Annotated in this window: 14 protein-coding genes; 8 read left to right on the forward strand and 6 right to left on the reverse strand. The window is 74.3% G+C overall.

The genetic code is table 11. From position 1 onward, the window contains the following. Positions 1–10: 10 nt before the first annotated feature. Positions 11–1,048 carry an LLM class flavin-dependent oxidoreductase gene (locus DQ237_RS17350; protein ID WP_113801400.1) on the reverse strand — a complete coding sequence of 346 codons (1,038 nt, stop codon included), beginning with the start codon at positions 1,046–1,048 and terminating at the stop codon, positions 11–13. A 241-nt stretch (positions 1,049–1,289) separates the two neighbouring features. Between DQ237_RS17350 and DQ237_RS17355 the strand changes: the two genes are divergently transcribed. Next, positions 1,290–3,242 carry a bifunctional diguanylate cyclase/phosphodiesterase gene (locus tag DQ237_RS17355; RefSeq protein ID WP_240619708.1) on the forward strand — a complete coding sequence of 651 codons (1,953 nt, stop codon included), beginning with the start codon at positions 1,290–1,292 and terminating at the stop codon, positions 3,240–3,242. 55 nt (positions 3,243–3,297) lie between these two features. Here DQ237_RS17355 and DQ237_RS17360 read toward each other — a convergent pair whose 3' ends face one another. From DQ237_RS17360 to DQ237_RS17370, 3 genes are read right to left on the reverse strand one after another with little or no spacing between them, the layout of a single operon-like run. Beyond that, entirely contained in the window at positions 3,298–4,107 is an 810-nt protein-coding gene (locus tag DQ237_RS17360) for an SGNH/GDSL hydrolase family protein (protein ID WP_240619709.1), read from the reverse strand. A 57-nt stretch (positions 4,108–4,164) separates the two neighbouring features. Next, positions 4,165–5,130, reverse strand: a complete 966-nt coding sequence (locus DQ237_RS17365) for an epimerase (RefSeq protein WP_113801401.1) — start codon at positions 5,128–5,130, stop codon at positions 4,165–4,167. 22 nt (positions 5,131–5,152) lie between these two features. Then, on the reverse strand, positions 5,153–6,577 hold the full coding sequence (locus DQ237_RS17370; protein ID WP_113801402.1) for an NAD(P)/FAD-dependent oxidoreductase: 1,425 nt from the start codon (positions 6,575–6,577) through the stop codon (positions 5,153–5,155). A gap of 206 nt (positions 6,578–6,783) precedes the next feature. Here DQ237_RS17370 and DQ237_RS17375 point away from each other — a divergent pair, with 206 nt between their 5' ends. The 7 genes from DQ237_RS17375 to DQ237_RS17405 all read left to right on the forward strand — a co-directional run bounded on the left by DQ237_RS17375 (position 6,784) and on the right by DQ237_RS17405 (position 14,028). Next, positions 6,784–7,266, forward strand: a complete 483-nt coding sequence (locus DQ237_RS17375; RefSeq protein WP_147251846.1) for a hypothetical protein — start codon at positions 6,784–6,786, stop codon at positions 7,264–7,266. Between the two features lie 48 nt (positions 7,267–7,314). Further along, entirely contained in the window at positions 7,315–7,827 is a 513-nt protein-coding gene (locus DQ237_RS17380) for a flavin reductase family protein (protein ID WP_113801404.1), read from the forward strand. A gap of 46 nt (positions 7,828–7,873) precedes the next feature. Beyond that, a complete protein-coding gene (locus DQ237_RS17385; RefSeq protein WP_113801405.1) occupies positions 7,874–8,470 on the forward strand; it encodes an RNA polymerase sigma factor in 597 nt (198 codons plus the stop codon). Continuing rightward, entirely contained in the window at positions 8,454–9,524 is a 1,071-nt protein-coding gene (locus DQ237_RS17390) for a hypothetical protein (RefSeq protein ID WP_113801406.1), read from the forward strand. Before DQ237_RS17385 ends, DQ237_RS17390 begins: the two co-directional genes overlap by 17 nt. Next, positions 9,521–10,504 carry an ABC transporter ATP-binding protein gene (locus DQ237_RS17395; protein WP_205730268.1) on the forward strand — a complete coding sequence of 328 codons (984 nt, stop codon included), beginning with the start codon at positions 9,521–9,523 and terminating at the stop codon, positions 10,502–10,504. Before DQ237_RS17390 ends, DQ237_RS17395 begins: the two co-directional genes overlap by 4 nt. After that, positions 10,501–11,349 (forward strand): ABC transporter permease subunit, encoded by an 849-nt coding sequence (locus DQ237_RS17400; RefSeq protein ID WP_113801407.1) that lies wholly within the window; start codon positions 10,501–10,503, stop codon positions 11,347–11,349. Before DQ237_RS17395 ends, DQ237_RS17400 begins: the two co-directional genes overlap by 4 nt. Before the next feature lie 75 nt (positions 11,350–11,424). Next, positions 11,425–14,028, forward strand: a complete 2,604-nt coding sequence (locus tag DQ237_RS17405) for a bifunctional FO biosynthesis protein CofGH (RefSeq protein ID WP_113801408.1) — start codon at positions 11,425–11,427, stop codon at positions 14,026–14,028. Here the strand turns inward: DQ237_RS17405 and DQ237_RS17410 are convergent. Both DQ237_RS17410 and DQ237_RS17415 read right to left on the reverse strand, forming a co-directional pair. Beyond that, entirely contained in the window at positions 14,015–15,280 is a 1,266-nt protein-coding gene (locus DQ237_RS17410; protein WP_205730269.1) for an MFS transporter, read from the reverse strand. The genes DQ237_RS17405 and DQ237_RS17410 overlap by 14 nt on opposite strands. Beyond that, positions 15,277–15,846: a helix-turn-helix transcriptional regulator gene (locus tag DQ237_RS17415; protein WP_205730270.1), complete on the reverse strand. Its 570-nt coding sequence runs from the start codon at positions 15,844–15,846 to the stop codon at positions 15,277–15,279. The genes DQ237_RS17410 and DQ237_RS17415 overlap by 4 nt, the downstream gene beginning before the upstream one ends. Positions 15,847–16,018 lie beyond the last annotated feature (172 nt).

Raw genomic sequence — 16,018 nt, forward strand, 5'->3', positions numbered from 1 at the left:
CGGCAGCCCGTCAGGCGCGCTGATCCGGGGGCAGCCAGCCGATCGCCGGCGCGACGTGCTCCACGATGTTCTGCAGCAGGCGGGCGTTGTACTCGACGCCCAGCATGTTCGGCACCGTGATGAGCAGGGTGTCGGCCTCGCGGACGGCGGCGTCCTTCGCCAGCTGCTCGGCCAGCACATCGGGCTCGGCGGCGTAGCTCCTGCCGAAGCGGGACCGCACCCCCTCGAGCAGGCCGACCTGGTCCTGGCTGGCCCGCTCGTCGCCGAAGTACTGCCGGTCCAGGTCGCTGACCAGCGGCACCACGCTGCGGCTGACCGACACGCGGGGCTCGCGCTCGTGGCCGGACGCCGCCCACGCCGCGCGGAACCGGGCGATCTGCTCGGCCTGCAGCTCGTCGAAGGGAACGCCGGTGTCCTCGCTGAGCAGCGTGGAGCTCATCAGGTTCATGCCCTGCTGTGCGGTCCACTCCCCGGTCGCGAAGGTGCCCGACCCCCACCAGATCCGCTCGACCAGCCCGGGTGACTGCGGCTGGACGGCCAGCTTGCCCGGCATGCCGCCGGTCATCCGCGGATCGGCGTCCGCGACGGGCTCGCCGGAGATCGCGGCGAGGAACAGGCCGGTCTTCTGCCGGGCGAGGTCGGCGTCGGTGCTGTCGGGGCCGGGCACGTAGCCGAAGGCCTCCGAGCCGCGCAGCGCCGTCTCCGGTGATCCCCTGCTCACGCCGAGCTGCAGCCGGCCGCCGCTGATCAGGTCGGTCGCGGCCGCCTCCTCCGCCATGTACAGCGGGTTCTCGTACCGCATGTCGATGACACCGGTGCCCAGCTCGATCCGCGAGGTGCGGGCGGCCATCGCCGAGAGCAGGGGGAACGGCGAGGCGAGCTGCCGGGCGAAGTGGTGCACGCGCACGTAGGCGCCGTCCAGCCCGAGCTCCTCGGCAGCGACCGCCAGCTCGACGCTCTGGACGAGCGCGTCCTGCCCGCCGCGCACCTGCGACCCGGGAATGGGCTGCCAGTGCCCGAAGGACAGGAACCCGATCCGCTTCTCCACCGCACTCACCTCTCGTCGTCTCGCCCGCAGCAGCACCGGCGGCGCCGGAGGGATTCCCGGGTGGCCCCACGCGGTCCGGCCGGCACTGCGCGGCCGTAGGCGAGATCCTCCTGGGCGCACCGCCCCGGCTGTCGGGTTCTGCCGAGAGGACACGCACAACTAACGCAATGTGACGGCACGATCACGACTCTCCGTCGGCGGGTTCCGTCACTTTTCGATGACGATGGGTGACGCTGTTCCGGTGAGCCTTCCCGCACCCGAGATGCCCCGCTCCCCGGGCACGCCCGGCGGCGCCGCCGGGCAGCGCTTGCGGGCCATCGACACGCTGCTCGCCGACCGGGGCCAGCTGTTCCAGGCACTCTTCCTGGCCGCGCCGATCGCCAAGGCCCTCGTCGACCTGGACGGGCACGTGCTCGTGGCCAACCCCCGGATGTGCGCCCTGACCGGCCGCACCCCGGAGAGCCTCTCCGGCCGCCACATCGACCTGCTCGCACACCCCGACGACCCGCCGGTGGGCGACCTCGGCCTCCAGCCGGCCCCCGGCGAGCCGGCCCTCGACCCGAACCTGCTCCTGGACGGCGAGCGGCGGCTGCGGCGCTCCGACGGCAGCGAGCTGTGGGTCGTCCAGTCGCACGAGGTCGTGCGCCAGAACAACGGGACGCCGCAGTTCGTCGTCCTCTCCATGGTCGACGTCACCGACCGCCGGCGGGCCGAGGAGGACGCCGTCCGCCGCGCCTACACCGACCCGCTGACCGGCCTGCCCAACCGCCGCGCCCTGGCCGACCGGCTGCGCCACGCCGTCGCCCTCTCCCGCCGCCGCGGGCTGCAGGTGGGCCTGGTCCACCTCAACATCGACCGCTTCCAGGCGGTCAACGAGGCGATGGGACACGAGGCCGGCGACCTGCTCCTCAGCCAGTTCGCCGACCGGCTCCGCTGGAGCACCCGGGTCGAGGACACCGCCGTGCGCCTGGGTGCCGACGAGTTCCTCGTCGTCGCCGAGGACGTCGAGGACCTCGCGGGGCTGCGCACGCTCGCCGAGCGGCTGCTCAGCGTGCTCGACGAGCCGTTCGTGGTGAACGACCGGGAGCTCACGCTGTCGGCCAGCGTCGGCCTCACCCTGGGCGCCGACATGACCCCCGACGACCTGCTCCGGCAGGCGCACAGCGCTCTGCAGAAGGCCAAGGCCGACGGTCAGCGCGCCCGCATCGAGGTGCACGAGGGCGCCCTCAGCCGCGACGAGGTCGACGCCCTCCAGCTGGAGACCGACCTCCGCCACGCCCTCGAGAACGACGAGCTGCGGCTCTTCTACCAGCCGATCGTGCACCTGGCCGACGAGACGCTGCTCGGCTACGAGGCCCTGATCCGCTGGCAGCACCCGACCCGCGGCCTGCTGCCCCCGGGTGCCTTCCTCGAGGCCGCGGAGAACAACCGGCTCACCTCCAAGCTCGGCGCCTGGGTGCTCCGGCGCGCCTGCCTCGACGCCGTCACCTGGCCCGACGAGCTGCGCGTGCACGTGAACATCTCCGCCCGGCATCTGGCCGAGGAGGGCTTCAGCGAGCTCGTCGCCGCCGCGCTGGCCGAGTCGGGCCTGCCGCCGCACCGCCTCGAGCTGGAGATCACCGAGTCGACGGCGCTGTTCGCCGCCGAGGCCACGCTGCACGCCGTCGCCGTCGTCACCGATGCCGGTGTCACCCTGGCCCTGGACGACTTCGGCACGGGCTACTCCGCCATCACGGCCCTGCACCGGCTGCCGATCCACACCGTGAAGATCGACCGGTCGTTCGTGGCCGACGTCGTGACCGAGCCCTCGACCGCCGCACTCGTGCACGGGCTGCTGCAGCTCGGCCGCGGCATGGGCCTGCAGGTCATCGCCGAGGGCATCGAGGACCTCGACCAGGCCGACTGGCTGCTGCGGCACGGTTGCGCCATGGCCCAGGGCTACGCGTTCGGCCGGCCCGCGCCGTTGCCCAGCCCGGCCGAGGTGCTCATGAGCGAGGTGACCCAGGCGCCGGTCGAGGAGGTCGCCGGTCCGGTGCTGCACGAGCTCCCGCCGCTGCCCACGGTCGAGGCTCCCGTCGACCTGCCGCGGCCGCGGATCCCCTCGACCCCCGAGGCCCACGACCTGCAGGACACCGGCCGGTTCGCCGGCCGCAGCCTCTTCGACGAGCTCGCCGACCCCGACGACGACTTCTAGGGCGTTCTGTGCACCGACCGCCCCCGCTCGGTGCCGAGTGGGGGCAGAAAGTGCACTAAACGCCCTGCTTCGGGAGGACGAGGGGGACGGGGCGCTTGGGCTGCAGGCCGTCCCCGGAGGACCGCCCCCGCAGCCGGCGGCCGATCCACGGAGCCACGAAGCCACGCACCCACGCCGCCTCCTCCGCGACGGCGGCCCGGAACGCCCGCGGCGCCTGCGGCGGGAGCGGGGTGCGCCAGTCCTCGCCGTCAGCACCGGGCAGGCCGAGCGCGGCGGCGGCGGCCAGCGCCATCCGCCGGTGACCCTCGTCGGTCATGTGGATGCGGTCGGTGTCCCACAGCCGGAAGTCCTGCACCCAGTCCGCTCCCCACTGGTCCAGCACCACGGCGCCGGTGCGGTTCGCGACCGACCAGATGTTGGCGTTGAAGATCGCGATCTTGCCGCGCACCCGGCGCAGGATCGGGGTGTTGCGGGTGTCGACGCTGGTCGCGAGCAGCACGTCGGCGCCCGCGGCCCGGAAACGCACGACCGCCGCCTCCAGCCCGGCGGCGAGCTCGTCGGGGTCGGAGCCGGGACGCATCAGGTCGTTGCCCCCGGCGACCAGGCTGACCAGGTCCGGCTCCGCGTCGAGCGCCACCTGCACCTGCTCGTCGACGACCTGCCGCAGCAGCCGACCGCGGATCGCCAGGTTGGCGTACTCGACGTCGCCGTCCGTGGCGGCAGCCAGGTGCTCGGCGAGGCGGTCGGCCCAGCCGCGGTACTCACCGGGGCGCGCCGGGTCGGGGTCGCTGAGCCCCTCGGTGAACGAGTCGCCGAGGGCGATGTAGCGGCGCCAGGAGGTCGGTAGGGGCAGGTCGGACGTCACCCGTCCACTCCAGCACGCGTCTCCCCTCCCCCGCCCGCGGCCGGGGAGTGAACCGGCTCACCGGCGACGGCGCTCCGCCACCAGGTGTCGCGCCGCCTCGTCCCAGGTGGGGTGCCGGAAGGTGAACCCGGCGTCGAGCAGCCGGCCCGGCACCACCCGGCGGCTCTTGAGCAGCAGCTCCGTGTCGGTGCGCAGCACGAAGGCCCCGATCTCCGCCATCCACCGGGTCGCGGGGAGGCCCGGACGCCGCCCCCACGCGCGGCGCAGCGAGCGCATCAGCTCCCGCTGGGTCACCGGCTCCGGCGCGGCCAGGTTGACCGGGCCCTCGAGGTCCTCGCGTTCCAGCAGCAGGTCCACGGCGCGCACGAAGTCATCCCCGTGGATCCACGAGACGTACTGCCCGCCCCCGGCCACCGGCCCGCCGACACCCACGCGCGCCATCCACGACAGGTAGTCGAAGACCCCGCCGCGGTCGGGAGTCATCACCATCGCCGCCCGCAGCGCGACCCGCCGCGTGCCCGGGACGTCGGCCGCCGCCTGGGTCTCCTCCCACCGCCGGGCGATCCGCACGCTGTACTCCCAGTACAGCGGCACGTCCGGCTCCTCTCCGCCGATGATGCCGTTCGCCTCGTCGTGCGGGAGGTCGTCGGGGCGGCTCCGGGCGTCGGCGTAGATCGTCGCGGTGCTCATCTGCAGCCAGACCGCCGGCGGCCGCGCGGCCCGCTCGATCGCCTGCCCGACCACGCGTGTGGAGTCGACGCGGGAGTCCATCATCTGCCGCAGGTTCCGGTCGGTGTACCGGGCGCTGACCGTCCGTCCGGCGAGGTTGACCACCGCGTCGGCACCGTCGAGCTCGTCGGCCCAGGCGCCGAGCGTCCGGCCGTCCCAGACCACGTGGCGGACGCCGTCCGTCGGCTGCTCGGGCCGGCGGCCGAGGACGACGACCTCGGCGCCCCGCGCCACCATCGCTCGTCGGAGCAGGCCGCCCACCTGCCCGGTTCCCCCGGGAAGAACGATCTTCACGTCGCGAACCTAGTGCGCGGAGTCACCCGCGATAGGTCTCCAGCAGGCGCAGCCAGATCTCGCTGATCGTCGGATAGGCCGGGACGGCGTGCCAGAGCCGGCCGATCGGCACCTCACCGACCACCGCGATCGTCGCGGCGTGCAGCAGCTCGGCCACCGCGGGGCCGACGAAGGTGACGCCGAGCAGCACCTCGCGCTCCGTGTCGACGACGGCGATCGCGGTGCCCTCGTACCCGTCGGCGAACAGCGAGGCCCCGGCGACGCTCCCGATCGGGTACTCCACGACCCGGTGCGGCAGCCCGGCGTCGGCGGCCTGGGCTGCGGTGCGCCCCACGCTCGCGACCTGCGGGGTGGTGAACACGACCGACGGGGTGGCGACGTCGTCGGCCGTGGCCACGAACGGCGACCACGGCGCGGTCTCGACCTGCTCGCCGCGGGCGCGCGCCACGATCGCCGCGCCGGCCTGGCGGGCCTGGTACTTGCCCATGTGGGTCAGCTGCCGGCGGCCGTTGACGTCGCCGACGCCGTACAGCCACGGCTTCCCCTCGACCTGCAGCGTGCTGTCGACCGACAGGTACTCCCCCGGCTCGAGCCCCACGGTGTCGGCGCCGATGTCGCCGGTGCGCGCTGTCCGCCCGACCGCGACCAGCACCTCGTCGCCCCGGAACTCCTCGCCGCCGTCGGTGGTGAGCACCACCTCGGTGCCCTCGCGGCGGGCGCCGGTCACCGCGGTGTTCAGCTGCACCTCGACCCCGGCGTCGCGGAGCGCGGCGGCGACCGCCTCGCCGGCCTGCGGCTCCAGCCCGGGCAGCAGCCGCCCCCCGCGCTGGAGCAGGGTGACCTCCGAGCCCAGCGCCTGCCACGCCGTCGCCATCTCGCAGCCCACGTACCCGCCGCCGAGCACCAGCAGCCGACCCGGCGCCTCCTTGGCGCTGGTCGCCTCCCGCGGCGTCCACGGGCCGACGCCGTCCAGCCCGTCGACCGGTGGCATCGACGCCTGCGACCCGGTGCAGACCGCCACCGCGTGCCGCGCGGTCAGCCGGACGCTGCCGCCGTCGGCGTCGGTGACGACCACGGTGCGCTCACCGTCGAGCCGCCCTGTCCCGCGCAGCAGGTCGATCCCCGCGGAGCCGACCCACTGCGCCTGACCCGAGTCGTCCCAGTGCGAGGTGAACGAGTCGCGGCGGGCGAGGGTCGCCGCGACGTCCTGCTCCCCGGTCACGGCCTCGGCCGCCCCGGGAACCGACCGGGCCTCGGCCAGCACCTCGGTGCCGCGCAGCAGCGCCTTGCTCGGCATGCAGGCCCAGTAGGAGCACTCGCCGCCGACGAGCTCGGGCTCCACGATGACGGCCGAGAGTCCTCCGCGGACGACGATGTCGGCCACGTTCTCGCCGGTGGAACCGCCCCCGAGGACGACGACGTCGTACGTGCGTTCCGCTCCGCTCACCGGGCCATCCTGTCGGTGGCGATGCCGGCCCGCCACGGGGCCGGGGCCATCCGCGCTCAGGGCGGGTGCGTTCGGTCAGCACCCGACAGCACGGCGCAGCCACGCGCGGTGGCAGGGCGTCGTCCGAGCCGGGAGCGGCGACGCGCTCCTTCCGCGTCGAGGCCGGCAGGAGCACCCTCTGCCTTCCCCGGAGGCAGGGAGTCGCCATGAACACACCGACCGCACGCGGTATCCCTCAGGACCTGTTGAACGTCATGGGCGACATGGCCGAGTTCGACGAGGAGACCCTGGACGCCCTCGAGCGCGGGAGGAAGGGCCGGTCCCAGATCCTGGACGGGACCGAGCGTCCCGACGAGGACCGGACTCCCTACGCCCGGACGCTCGTGGACATCGACTTCGACGACGAGGAGGACCTCCGGGCCTGCGTGCGCCTGCTCCGGTGGTCCGACGAGAGGCTGCGGGCACGGCCCGAGGTCGCGATCCTGTGGGACTGGAACGCCACCTTCCGGGACCACATGCGGATCTCCTTCGGCGTCAACTGGTACGACCAGGCCTTCTACGAGGCCCGCCGCGACGCCTTCATGGAGCCGGCGCACACCCGCTACTACGCGATGTTCGGCGCCACGACCAACAGCCTGAAGATGCGCCACGAGGTCCTGGACGAGAAGTCCGGGGCGACGGGCGCGTAGCGGCGCCTCCCTCCCGGGGCGGACACCCGGCTGTGGTCGACTGGACGCATGCCGGTCGACCGCACCGAGTTCGCCGCCGCGCTCACCCAGTACGCCGCCGGCGTCTGCCTGCTGACCGTGCGCGACGACATCGACGACGTCGGCACCACGGTCAGCTCGGTGATGAGCGTGTCCGCTGCGCCACCGCTGGTCGCGGTGGGGTTGAGCGCCGACGGCTACCCGGCCGAGGTGCTGGGGACGATCGGCAGCTGCGCGCTGACCGTGCTGGCGGCACCCCAGGCGATCATCGCCTCCCGGTTCTCCTCCGCGGGCCGGCCCAGCGCCCGCCACCTGCTGGAGACGGTGCCGTGGGCCCGCGCCCCCGAGAGCGACGCGATCGTCCTGAGCGAGGCGCCGGCGGCGCTGGACTGCCGGCTGGATCGGCTGGTGGAGGCCGGTGACCACGTGCTGGCGCTGCTGGAGGTGGTCGGCGTGCCGGTGCTGAACCCGGCGGCCCCGCCGTTGCTGCGGCTGCGGGGCCGGTTCGTCGACGAGACCGGAGCACCGCCCGGCCGCGCCTGACCGGGTCCGGATGTCACATCCGGGACGGTGGCGGTGCTGAGCAGGTATGGAGCTCGCACAGCACGGACGACCGGCGGCCGCCGTCGTCCTGGCACGCCCCCGCGGCGCGGGTGGCCGGCTCGGAGGGTTGGGCGCGGTGGCGACCTCGGTGCGGCCCGACCTCGAGGAAGTCTTCCGGCGGGAGTACCGCCGCGTGGTGGGCGTCGCCGCCAGGGTCCTCGGGTCCGGTGACCAGGCCGAGGACGTCGCCCAGGAGGTCTTCCTGTCCTTCAGCCGCTCCAGCGTCCCCGCCGGTGAGGCCGGCGGCTGGCTGTCGGTCGCCGCGGCGCACACGGCGCTGAACCTGATCCGCTCGGGGCGCCGTCGCTCCTCGCGCGAGGAGACCGTCGCCGCGGCCACCGACCCCGTGGTCCCGGACGTCGCCGAGGCGGTGCTCACCGAGCACGACCGGGCCCGGGTCCGCGCCGGGCTCGCCCGCCTGCCCCGCACCCAGGCCGTGGCGCTGGTGCTCCGGCACAGCGGCCTCAGCTACGCCGAGGTCGCGGCCGCACTCGACCTGTCCCCCGGCAGCATCGGCACGACGGTCCGTCGCGCCGAGTCCGCCCTGCGCAAGGAGCTGAACCGTCATGCGTCATCCGACTGAGGGCGTGCTGCGCCGCCTGATCGACGAGCCCGCCGGCGTCTCCGACGCCGACCGCCGGCACGTGGCCGACTGCTCGCGGTGCCTGAGCGATCTGGCCGCCGCCCGCAGCGACGCCGAGCTGGTCGGCACCGCGCTGGCCGCGGGTTCCGCGGCCGATGTGGACGCCGGGTGGGCGCGGCTCTCCGCGGCTGCCCGCGCAGGGGCTCCGCGACCGGCTGCGACGACGCATCGCGGCAGCCGGTTCCGGGCGGCACTGCGCCGGCCCGCCGTCGCGGCCCTCGCGCTCGGCGTGGTCCTCGCCGGTGCCGGCACCGCCGCCGCCAACGACTGGCTGCAGATCTTCCGGACCGAGGACGTCGCCGCCGTCGGGCTGAGCACCGCCGAGCTCGTCGCACTGCCGGACCTCACCGCGTACGGGGACGTCACGTTCACCGGTGAGGACGGGCTGCACGCGGTGCCGGACGCCGCCACCGCGGCCCGGGAGAGCGGTCTGGACCTTCCCGAGGTCGACACCCTCCCGAGCGGCGTCACGGGCGAGCCCACCTACCAGGTCGGCGGCGAGGTGAGCGCCACCTTCACCTTCTCGGCCGAGCGCGCCGCACGGGCCGCCGGCGGCACCCTGCCGCCCCCGCCGCCCGGGCTGGACGGGAGCTCGGTGCGCCTGGTGGCCGGCCCGGGCGTGGCCCAGGTGTGGACCAGCTCGTCGGGCGTCCCGGCACTGGTCGTCGGCCGGGCGGTAGCCCCCACGGCGTTCTCCTCCGGCGTCCCGTTCGAGACGGTGCGCGACTACCTGCTCTCCCTTCCCGGCCTGCCGGGCGACGTCGCCGCCCAGCTGCGGACGTTCACCGCGGACGGCTCCACCCTGCCCGTTCCCGTGCCGTCGGACTACGTCAGCACCTCCACCGCCACGGTGGACGGGGCGGAGGCGACCGTGCTCGAGAGCCGCGACCAGGCGCTGGCCGCCGTCGTCTGGGTCGAGGACGGGCTGGTCACCGTCGTCGCCGGCGCCCTGGACACCGACGAGGTGCTCACCGTCGCCCGGGCGCTGCGGTGAGCGAGGCCGCACTGGGTGAGGCAGCACTGCGCGGTGCCGCCGAGCTGGTCGCCGGGCTGCCGCCGGCCCCGGCGGTCCGGTGCACCGGCCTGCGGAAGCGGTACGGCAGGCGGACCGCCGTCGACGGCGTCTCGCTGCAGATCGGCCACGGCGAGGTGGTCGGACTGCTCGGGCCGAACGGCGCCGGCAAGACCACGGTCATCAAGATGCTCCTCGGGCTGGTCCGTCCGGACGCCGGCGAGGTGATGCTGCTCGGGCGGCCGGCCACCGATCCGGCCGCCCGCAGCCGCGTCGGCTACCTCCCCGAGCTCTTCCGGTACCAGCCCTGGCTGAGCGCGGCGGAGGTCCTCGCGCTGCACGTGCGGCTGTCGGGGATCGAGGTGCCCGCCGCGGAGCAGCGCGAGGCGCTGGCCCTGGTGGGGCTGGACGCCCGGGCCGGGGATCGGGTGGGTGGCTTCTCCAAGGGCATGCAGCAGCGGTTGGGGCTCGCGGTCGCCCTGGTGGCGCGCCTGGAGTTCGTCGTCCTCGACGAGCCGACCAGCGCCCTGGACCCGCTCGGCCGGGTCGACGTGCGCGACATCGTGCTGTCGCTCCGGGAGCGCGGCATCGCGGTGCTGCTCAACTCGCACCTGATCGGCGAGGTCGAGCGGGTCTGCGACCGGGTGGTGATCCTCGACCGCGGTCGGGTCGCGGCCTCGGGCACCCTGCTGGAACTGCTCGGCCAGCACGAGGTCCGCCTGCATCTCACCGGCCTGCCGCCCGCCGGCCAGGCCCGGCTCGCCGCCGCCGGGCGGGTGGAGCGGGAGGGCGACTGGTTCACCGTGGCGCTCCCGGCCGACGACGAGGACACCGTGCCCGACCTCGTCCGCGACCTCGCCGGCCTCGGCGCCCGCGTGCACGCGGTGGAACCGGGGCGGATCAGCCTGGAGGAACGACTGCTCGGCATCCTCCGCGACGGAACCGGAGGGACCCGGCCGTGAGCGCCGTCCTGACCATCGCCGGCCTCACCCTGCGCGAGGCCGGCCGCCGCCGCGTGCTGCTCGCGCTCGGTGCGCTCACCCTCCTCCTGCTGGGGCTGAGCGGGTGGGGGTTCTCCCGCTTCGCGGCGGAGGCCGGCGGCACGCTGACCAGCGGCGAGGCCCGGCTGACCGCCTCGATCCTGCTCAACCTCGTCATGTTCGGCTACAGCCTCATCGCCGCGTTCGGCACCGCGTTCCTGGCCGGCCCCACCCTGGCCGGGGAGACCGAGTCGGGCATCGCACTGGCCGTCCTGGCCCGCCCGATCCGGCGGTCGGCCTTCCTGCTGGGCAAGTGGCTCGGGCTCGTCGTCTTCGGCAGCGGGTTCGTCGTGCTCGCCGGCCTGGCCCAGTGCCTGATCGTCCGGGCCACCGTCGACTACTGGCCTCCGGAGCCGGCGAAGGCGCTCGCGCTGCTGGCCGCGCAGACGGTCGTCCTGCTCACCCTCGCGGTCCTGCTCTCCACGGTCATCTCCCCGATGGCCTCGGGCGTGGTCGCCGTCGGGCTGTTCTGCACGACCTGGGTCGCCGGCGTGGTGGGCGGGATCGGGGCCTCCCTCGGCAACGACGCGGTCGCCCGGGTGGGGAGCGTGTCGCGGATGGTCCTGCCCACCGACGGGCTGTGGCGGGGGGCGATGAACGGGTTCCAGGACCCCACGGCGCTCTCCTTCTTCGGCGACGTCGACGGCGGTGCCTTCCCGTTCCTGAGCGTGGCCCCGCTGACCGCCACCTATCTCGCGTGGACCGCGGTCTGGGTGGCGATGGTGTGGGCCCTGGCCGCCGTGTCGTTCGGTCGCCGCGACCTCTGAGGTGCAGGGAGGTTCCCCCTGCCGAACGGGGCGGGAGCACGATCGACATCTCCCGGGGTTAGCGTCGTTCCTGCTATGAGCGCCCTGCCTGCACCGACCGAGTCCGCCGTCCGCCGCGCCCTGGTGCGTGCCGAGCGCGGCGTGAGCCTCGACGCCGTGGAGGCCGAGACCCTGCTGCACGCCCGCGGCCTCGACGAGGGCGAACCGCTGACCCGGCTGCTCACCGCCGCCGGCCGGGTGCGCGACGCGGGTCTGGCATCGGCCGGGCGGCCGGGGGTCGTCACCTACAGCCGCAAGGTGTTCATCCCGCTCACCCACCTGTGCCGCGACCGCTGCCACTACTGCACCTTCGTGACGACGCCGGGCCGGCTCCGGGCGCAGGGCAGGGCGCCCTACCTCTCCCCCGACGAGGTGGTCGACATCGCCCGCGCGGGTGCGGCCCTGGGCTGCAAGGAGGCGCTGTTCACCCTCGGCGACCGCCCCGAGGAGCGCTGGCCGGTCGCCGCCGAGTGGCTGGAGGCGCACGGCTTCGACTCCACCCTGGGCTACCTGCGCGCGATGGCGATCCGGGTGCTGGAGGAGACCGGGCTGCTCCCCCACCTCAACCCCGGCGTCCTGACCTGGGAGGAGATCCAGCGGCTCAAGCCGGTCGCGGCCTCCATGGGGATGATGCTGGAGACGACGGCGACCCGGCTGTGGTCGGAGCCCGGCGGCCCGCACTTCGGCTCCCCGGACAAGGAGCCCGCCGTCCGGCTGCGGGTGCTCGAGGACGCCGGCCGCTCCGCCGTGCCCTTCACCACCGGCGTGCTGCTGGGCATCGGCGAGGACTACGCCGAGCGGGTCGACGCGATCCTGCAGATCCGGGCCTCGGCGCAGCGGCACGGGCACGTGCAGGAGGTGATCGTCCAGAACTTCCGGGCGAAGCCCCGCACCGCGATGCAGGCGCACGACGACCTGGAGCTGCAGGAGTACGTCGCCGCGGTCGCCGTCACCCGGCTGCTGCTCGGCCCGAAGGCGCGGGTGCAGGCGCCGCCGAACCTGAGCGACTCCACCGAGCTGGGCCTGCTGCTGCGCGCCGGCGTCGACGACTGGGGCGGCGTCTCCCCGCTCACGCCGGACCACGTGAACCCCGAGCGACCCTGGCCGAACATCGACAAGCTGGCGGCGCTGTCCGCCGAGGCGGGGTTCGAGCTGCGCGAGCGGCTGGCCGCCCAGCCGCCGTACGTGCTGCAGCCCGAGCCGTGGCTGGACCCACGGGTGCGCCCGCACGTCGACGCGCTGGCCGGTCCGGACGGGTTGGCCATCGAGGGCCGGCTGCCGGTCGGGCTGCCCTGGCAGGAGCCGGACGAGGCATGGACGTCGACGGGCCGGGTCGACCTGCACGTCGAGGTCGACACCGTCGGGCGCACGACCGACCGGCGCAGCGACTTCGACGCCGTCTACGGCGACTGGGCCGAGCTCCGCGACCGCACCGAGAGCGCCCGCGACGGGCACTCCACGGCGCTGGCGTCCGGGGATCCCGAGGTGCTGGCCGCGCTGCTGCACGCCGAGCAGGACCCGGCCGGGCTGACCGACGCCGAGTACCTCGCGCTGCTGGGCGCCGACGGCACCGACCTGGAGAACCTGTGCGCGCTGGCCGATGCCGTGCGGGCCGACGTCAACGGCGACGACGTCACCTACGTCGTGAACCGGAACATCAACTTCACCAACGTCTGCTACACCGGCTGCCGGTTCTGCGCCTTCGCCCAGCGGCGCACCGACGCCGACGCCTACACGCTGTCGATGGAGCAGGTCGGCGACCGGGTCGACGAGGCGTGGGCCGCCGGTGCCACCGAGATCTGCATGCAGGGCGGCATCCACCCCGACCTGCCCGGCACCGCCTACTTCGACCTGGCCCGCGAGGTGAAGAAGCGGCGGCCGGGTATCCACCTGCACGCGTTCTCCCCCATGGAGATCGTCAACGGTGCCGCCCGCACCGGGCTGTCGTTCCGGGAGTTCCTCACCGAGCTCAAGGCGGCAGGGCTCGACTCGATCCCGGGCACCGCGGCGGAGATCCTCGACGACGACGTCCGCTGGGTGCTGACCAAGGGCAAGCTGCCCACGGCGACCTGGCTGGAGATCATCGGCACCGCGCACGAGGTCGGGATCCCGACGACGTCGACGATGATGTACGGCCACGTCGACACCCCGGCGCACTGGGTGGCGCACCTACGCACCCTGACCGCGCTGCAGGACCGCACCGGCGGGTTCACCGAGTTCGTGCTGCTGCCCTTCGTGCACCACAACTCCCCGATCTACCTGGCCGGCGTCGCCCGCCCGGGCCCGACGGTGCGGGAGAACCGGGCGGTGCACGCGGTCGCCCGGCTGCTGCTGCACGGCCGGATCCCGAACATCCAGACCTCGTGGGTGAAGCTCGGCGACACCGGCACCCAGGCGGTGCTGCAGGGTGGTGCCAACGACCTCGGCGGCACGCTGATGGAGGAGACGATCAGCCGGATGGCCGGCAGCGAGAACGGCTCGCTGAAGACCATCGCCGAATTGGAGGCGATGGCTGCCGCGATCGGCCGGCCGGCCCGTCAGCGGACGACGGAGTACGGCACGCCGTCGGCCGAGCGCCTGGCCACCGCCCGCTCCGACGAGGGCCGCCGCCGGCTCACCCTGTCGATCACGCCGCGCTGACCGGCGCGGTGACCGGCGCGACCGGGAAGTCGCGGGCGCGCTTCAGCGGGCCGAGCAGCAGGACGAACGGTGCGAGTGCCAACGCGGTGGCCATGACCCACATCGTCGGCCGCAGCCCCAGCGCCATCCCGAGGCTACCGCCCACCAGCGCCCCGAGCGGGATGGCGCCGAGGTTGAGGAACTGCATGCTCACCACGACCCGCCCCAGGATCGCCCGCGGGGTGTAGGCCTGCCGGAAGCTGCCGCGGAGCACGTTCCCGACGGCCACCCCGATGCCGACCCCGACCCCGCCGATCAGAACGAGGGCCAGCCGCCACCCGGGTGCCGTCAGCGGCAGCAGCAACGCGAACGGACCCATGGTGAACGCGGCGGTGAGAGTGAACCGGGCGCTGCCGAAGCGACGCGCACCCGCCGTGGCCACAGCCGCACCGATGAGCCCTCCGACGCTCATGCCCGCGATGAGGAGCCCGGCGGTGGCCGCGTCCACCCCCACCTCGCGGACGAGGAACACCACGAGGATCGCCTGGTAACCGGTCAGCGCGACGTTGGTCACGGCGCCGCCGGCCACCAGGACCCTCAGGTAGGGGTCGCGCACGAGGAAGGCGAAGCCCTCGCGGATCTCCGACCGCAGCGCTCGCCGCGGAGCGACCGGCGTCCCGATCCGCTCCGGTGTGCGGATGCGCAGCAGCGTGCCCGCGGAGACCAGGAAGCCGGCGGCGTCCACCAGCAGGCCCTGGACCGCACCGACCGCGTGGCTGAGCAGACCGGCGATCCCCGGACCGGCCACGAAGGCGGCCGCCTCGCTCCCCTGGACCTTCGCGTTCGCCTCGGGCAGGTGCTCGGCGTCGACGATCCCGGGCAGCAGCACCTGGAACGAGGTCTGCAGGAAGACCGTCGCGACACCCACGAGGAGCTCGACGCCCAGCAGGTGGACGTAGGTGAGCGCCCCCAGCCACGCGGCGAGCGGCACGGTCACGAGCAGGCCGACGGCGGCCAGGTCGCACACCACCATGAGCGGACGACGGGGCAGCCGATCAACCCACGCCCCCGCGGGCAGGCCGATGAGCAGCCAGGGCAGCCAGCCGGCCGCGGTCAGCAGGCTCACCTGGAAGGTGCTCACGTCGAGCGTGAGCACCGCGACCAGCGGCACCGCCAGCTTGGTGACCTGGGTGCCGATCGCGCTGGCGGTCTCGCCGACCCAGAGCATCCGGAAGTCGTGCTCGCGCAGCAATCCGCCGCGGCGGGATCTCACGGTCGGGCCGGGACGCCGTAGGCGAAGACCAGGACGGGCTCCCGGCCGGGCCCCGAGGCGCTCCGCTCGCTCCAGCTGTCGAGGAGCTCGACCATCTGCCGGGACAGCTCGCCCAGCTCATCCGGCGTAAGGTGCAGCCAGCGCTCGGCGGCGAACGCCGTCGATCGCCAGGGGGCCAGCTCCTCGTCCGCGGAGGAGGTGCTGGCGCGCACGAGGCTGGTCTGCCGGTCGAGGTTGACCGACTGCACGGCGTGCACGACGGCCTCGCTCGCCGGGTCGCCCGAGAAGCCGTGCTCGGACCAGCGCAGCGACGGTGCGACGAGACGCCACCAGCGCTCCCGCCGGTCGCGCGCCAGCTCGGGCGCCTCCTCGACCAGGCCGACGTCGGCCAGTGCCCGCACGTGGTGGCTCACGTTCCCAACCCTCTGGTCGGTGCGCTCGGCCAGGGCGCTGACGGTGGAGGCGCCGTGCACCCGGAGGACGTCCATCAGGCGACGCCGCAGGGGGTGCCCCAGCACCGCGAGGACGCGCGCATCGGTGATGTCGTGGACCCGCCGCTCGCTCACGAGTCCATCCTGGATCCGCAAGAGGTGTTGTACAAGAGGTCTTGCCGGAATCGGCCGCCAGGTTCCGGGAGCGCATCGCGGCGATCTCCGACGTCCACGGCGAGCTGCCTGCGGTGGACGCCGTCCTGGCGGACAACGCCGCAGGGCGTCGACCTGGTGCTCGACCCCGGGA

The organism is Blastococcus sp. TF02-8 (genome assembly GCF_003319175.1).
GTDB lineage: Bacteria > Actinomycetota > Actinomycetes > Mycobacteriales > Geodermatophilaceae > Blastococcus.

Excerpts from the sequence above, each read along its gene's own strand:
- DQ237_RS17385 (WP_113801405.1), top strand. The coding sequence starts at position 7,874 with ATGGAGCTCGCACAGCACGGACGACCGGCGGCCGCCGTCGTCCTGGCA.
- DQ237_RS17375 (WP_147251846.1), top strand. The coding sequence starts at position 6,784 with ATGAACACACCGACCGCACGCGGTATCCCTCAGGACCTGTTGAACGTC.
- DQ237_RS17380 (WP_113801404.1), top strand. The coding sequence starts at position 7,315 with ATGCCGGTCGACCGCACCGAGTTCGCCGCCGCGCTCACCCAGTACGCC.
- DQ237_RS17405 (WP_113801408.1), top strand. The coding sequence starts at position 11,425 with ATGAGCGCCCTGCCTGCACCGACCGAGTCCGCCGTCCGCCGCGCCCTG.
- DQ237_RS17390 (WP_113801406.1), top strand. The coding sequence starts at position 8,454 with ATGCGTCATCCGACTGAGGGCGTGCTGCGCCGCCTGATCGACGAGCCC.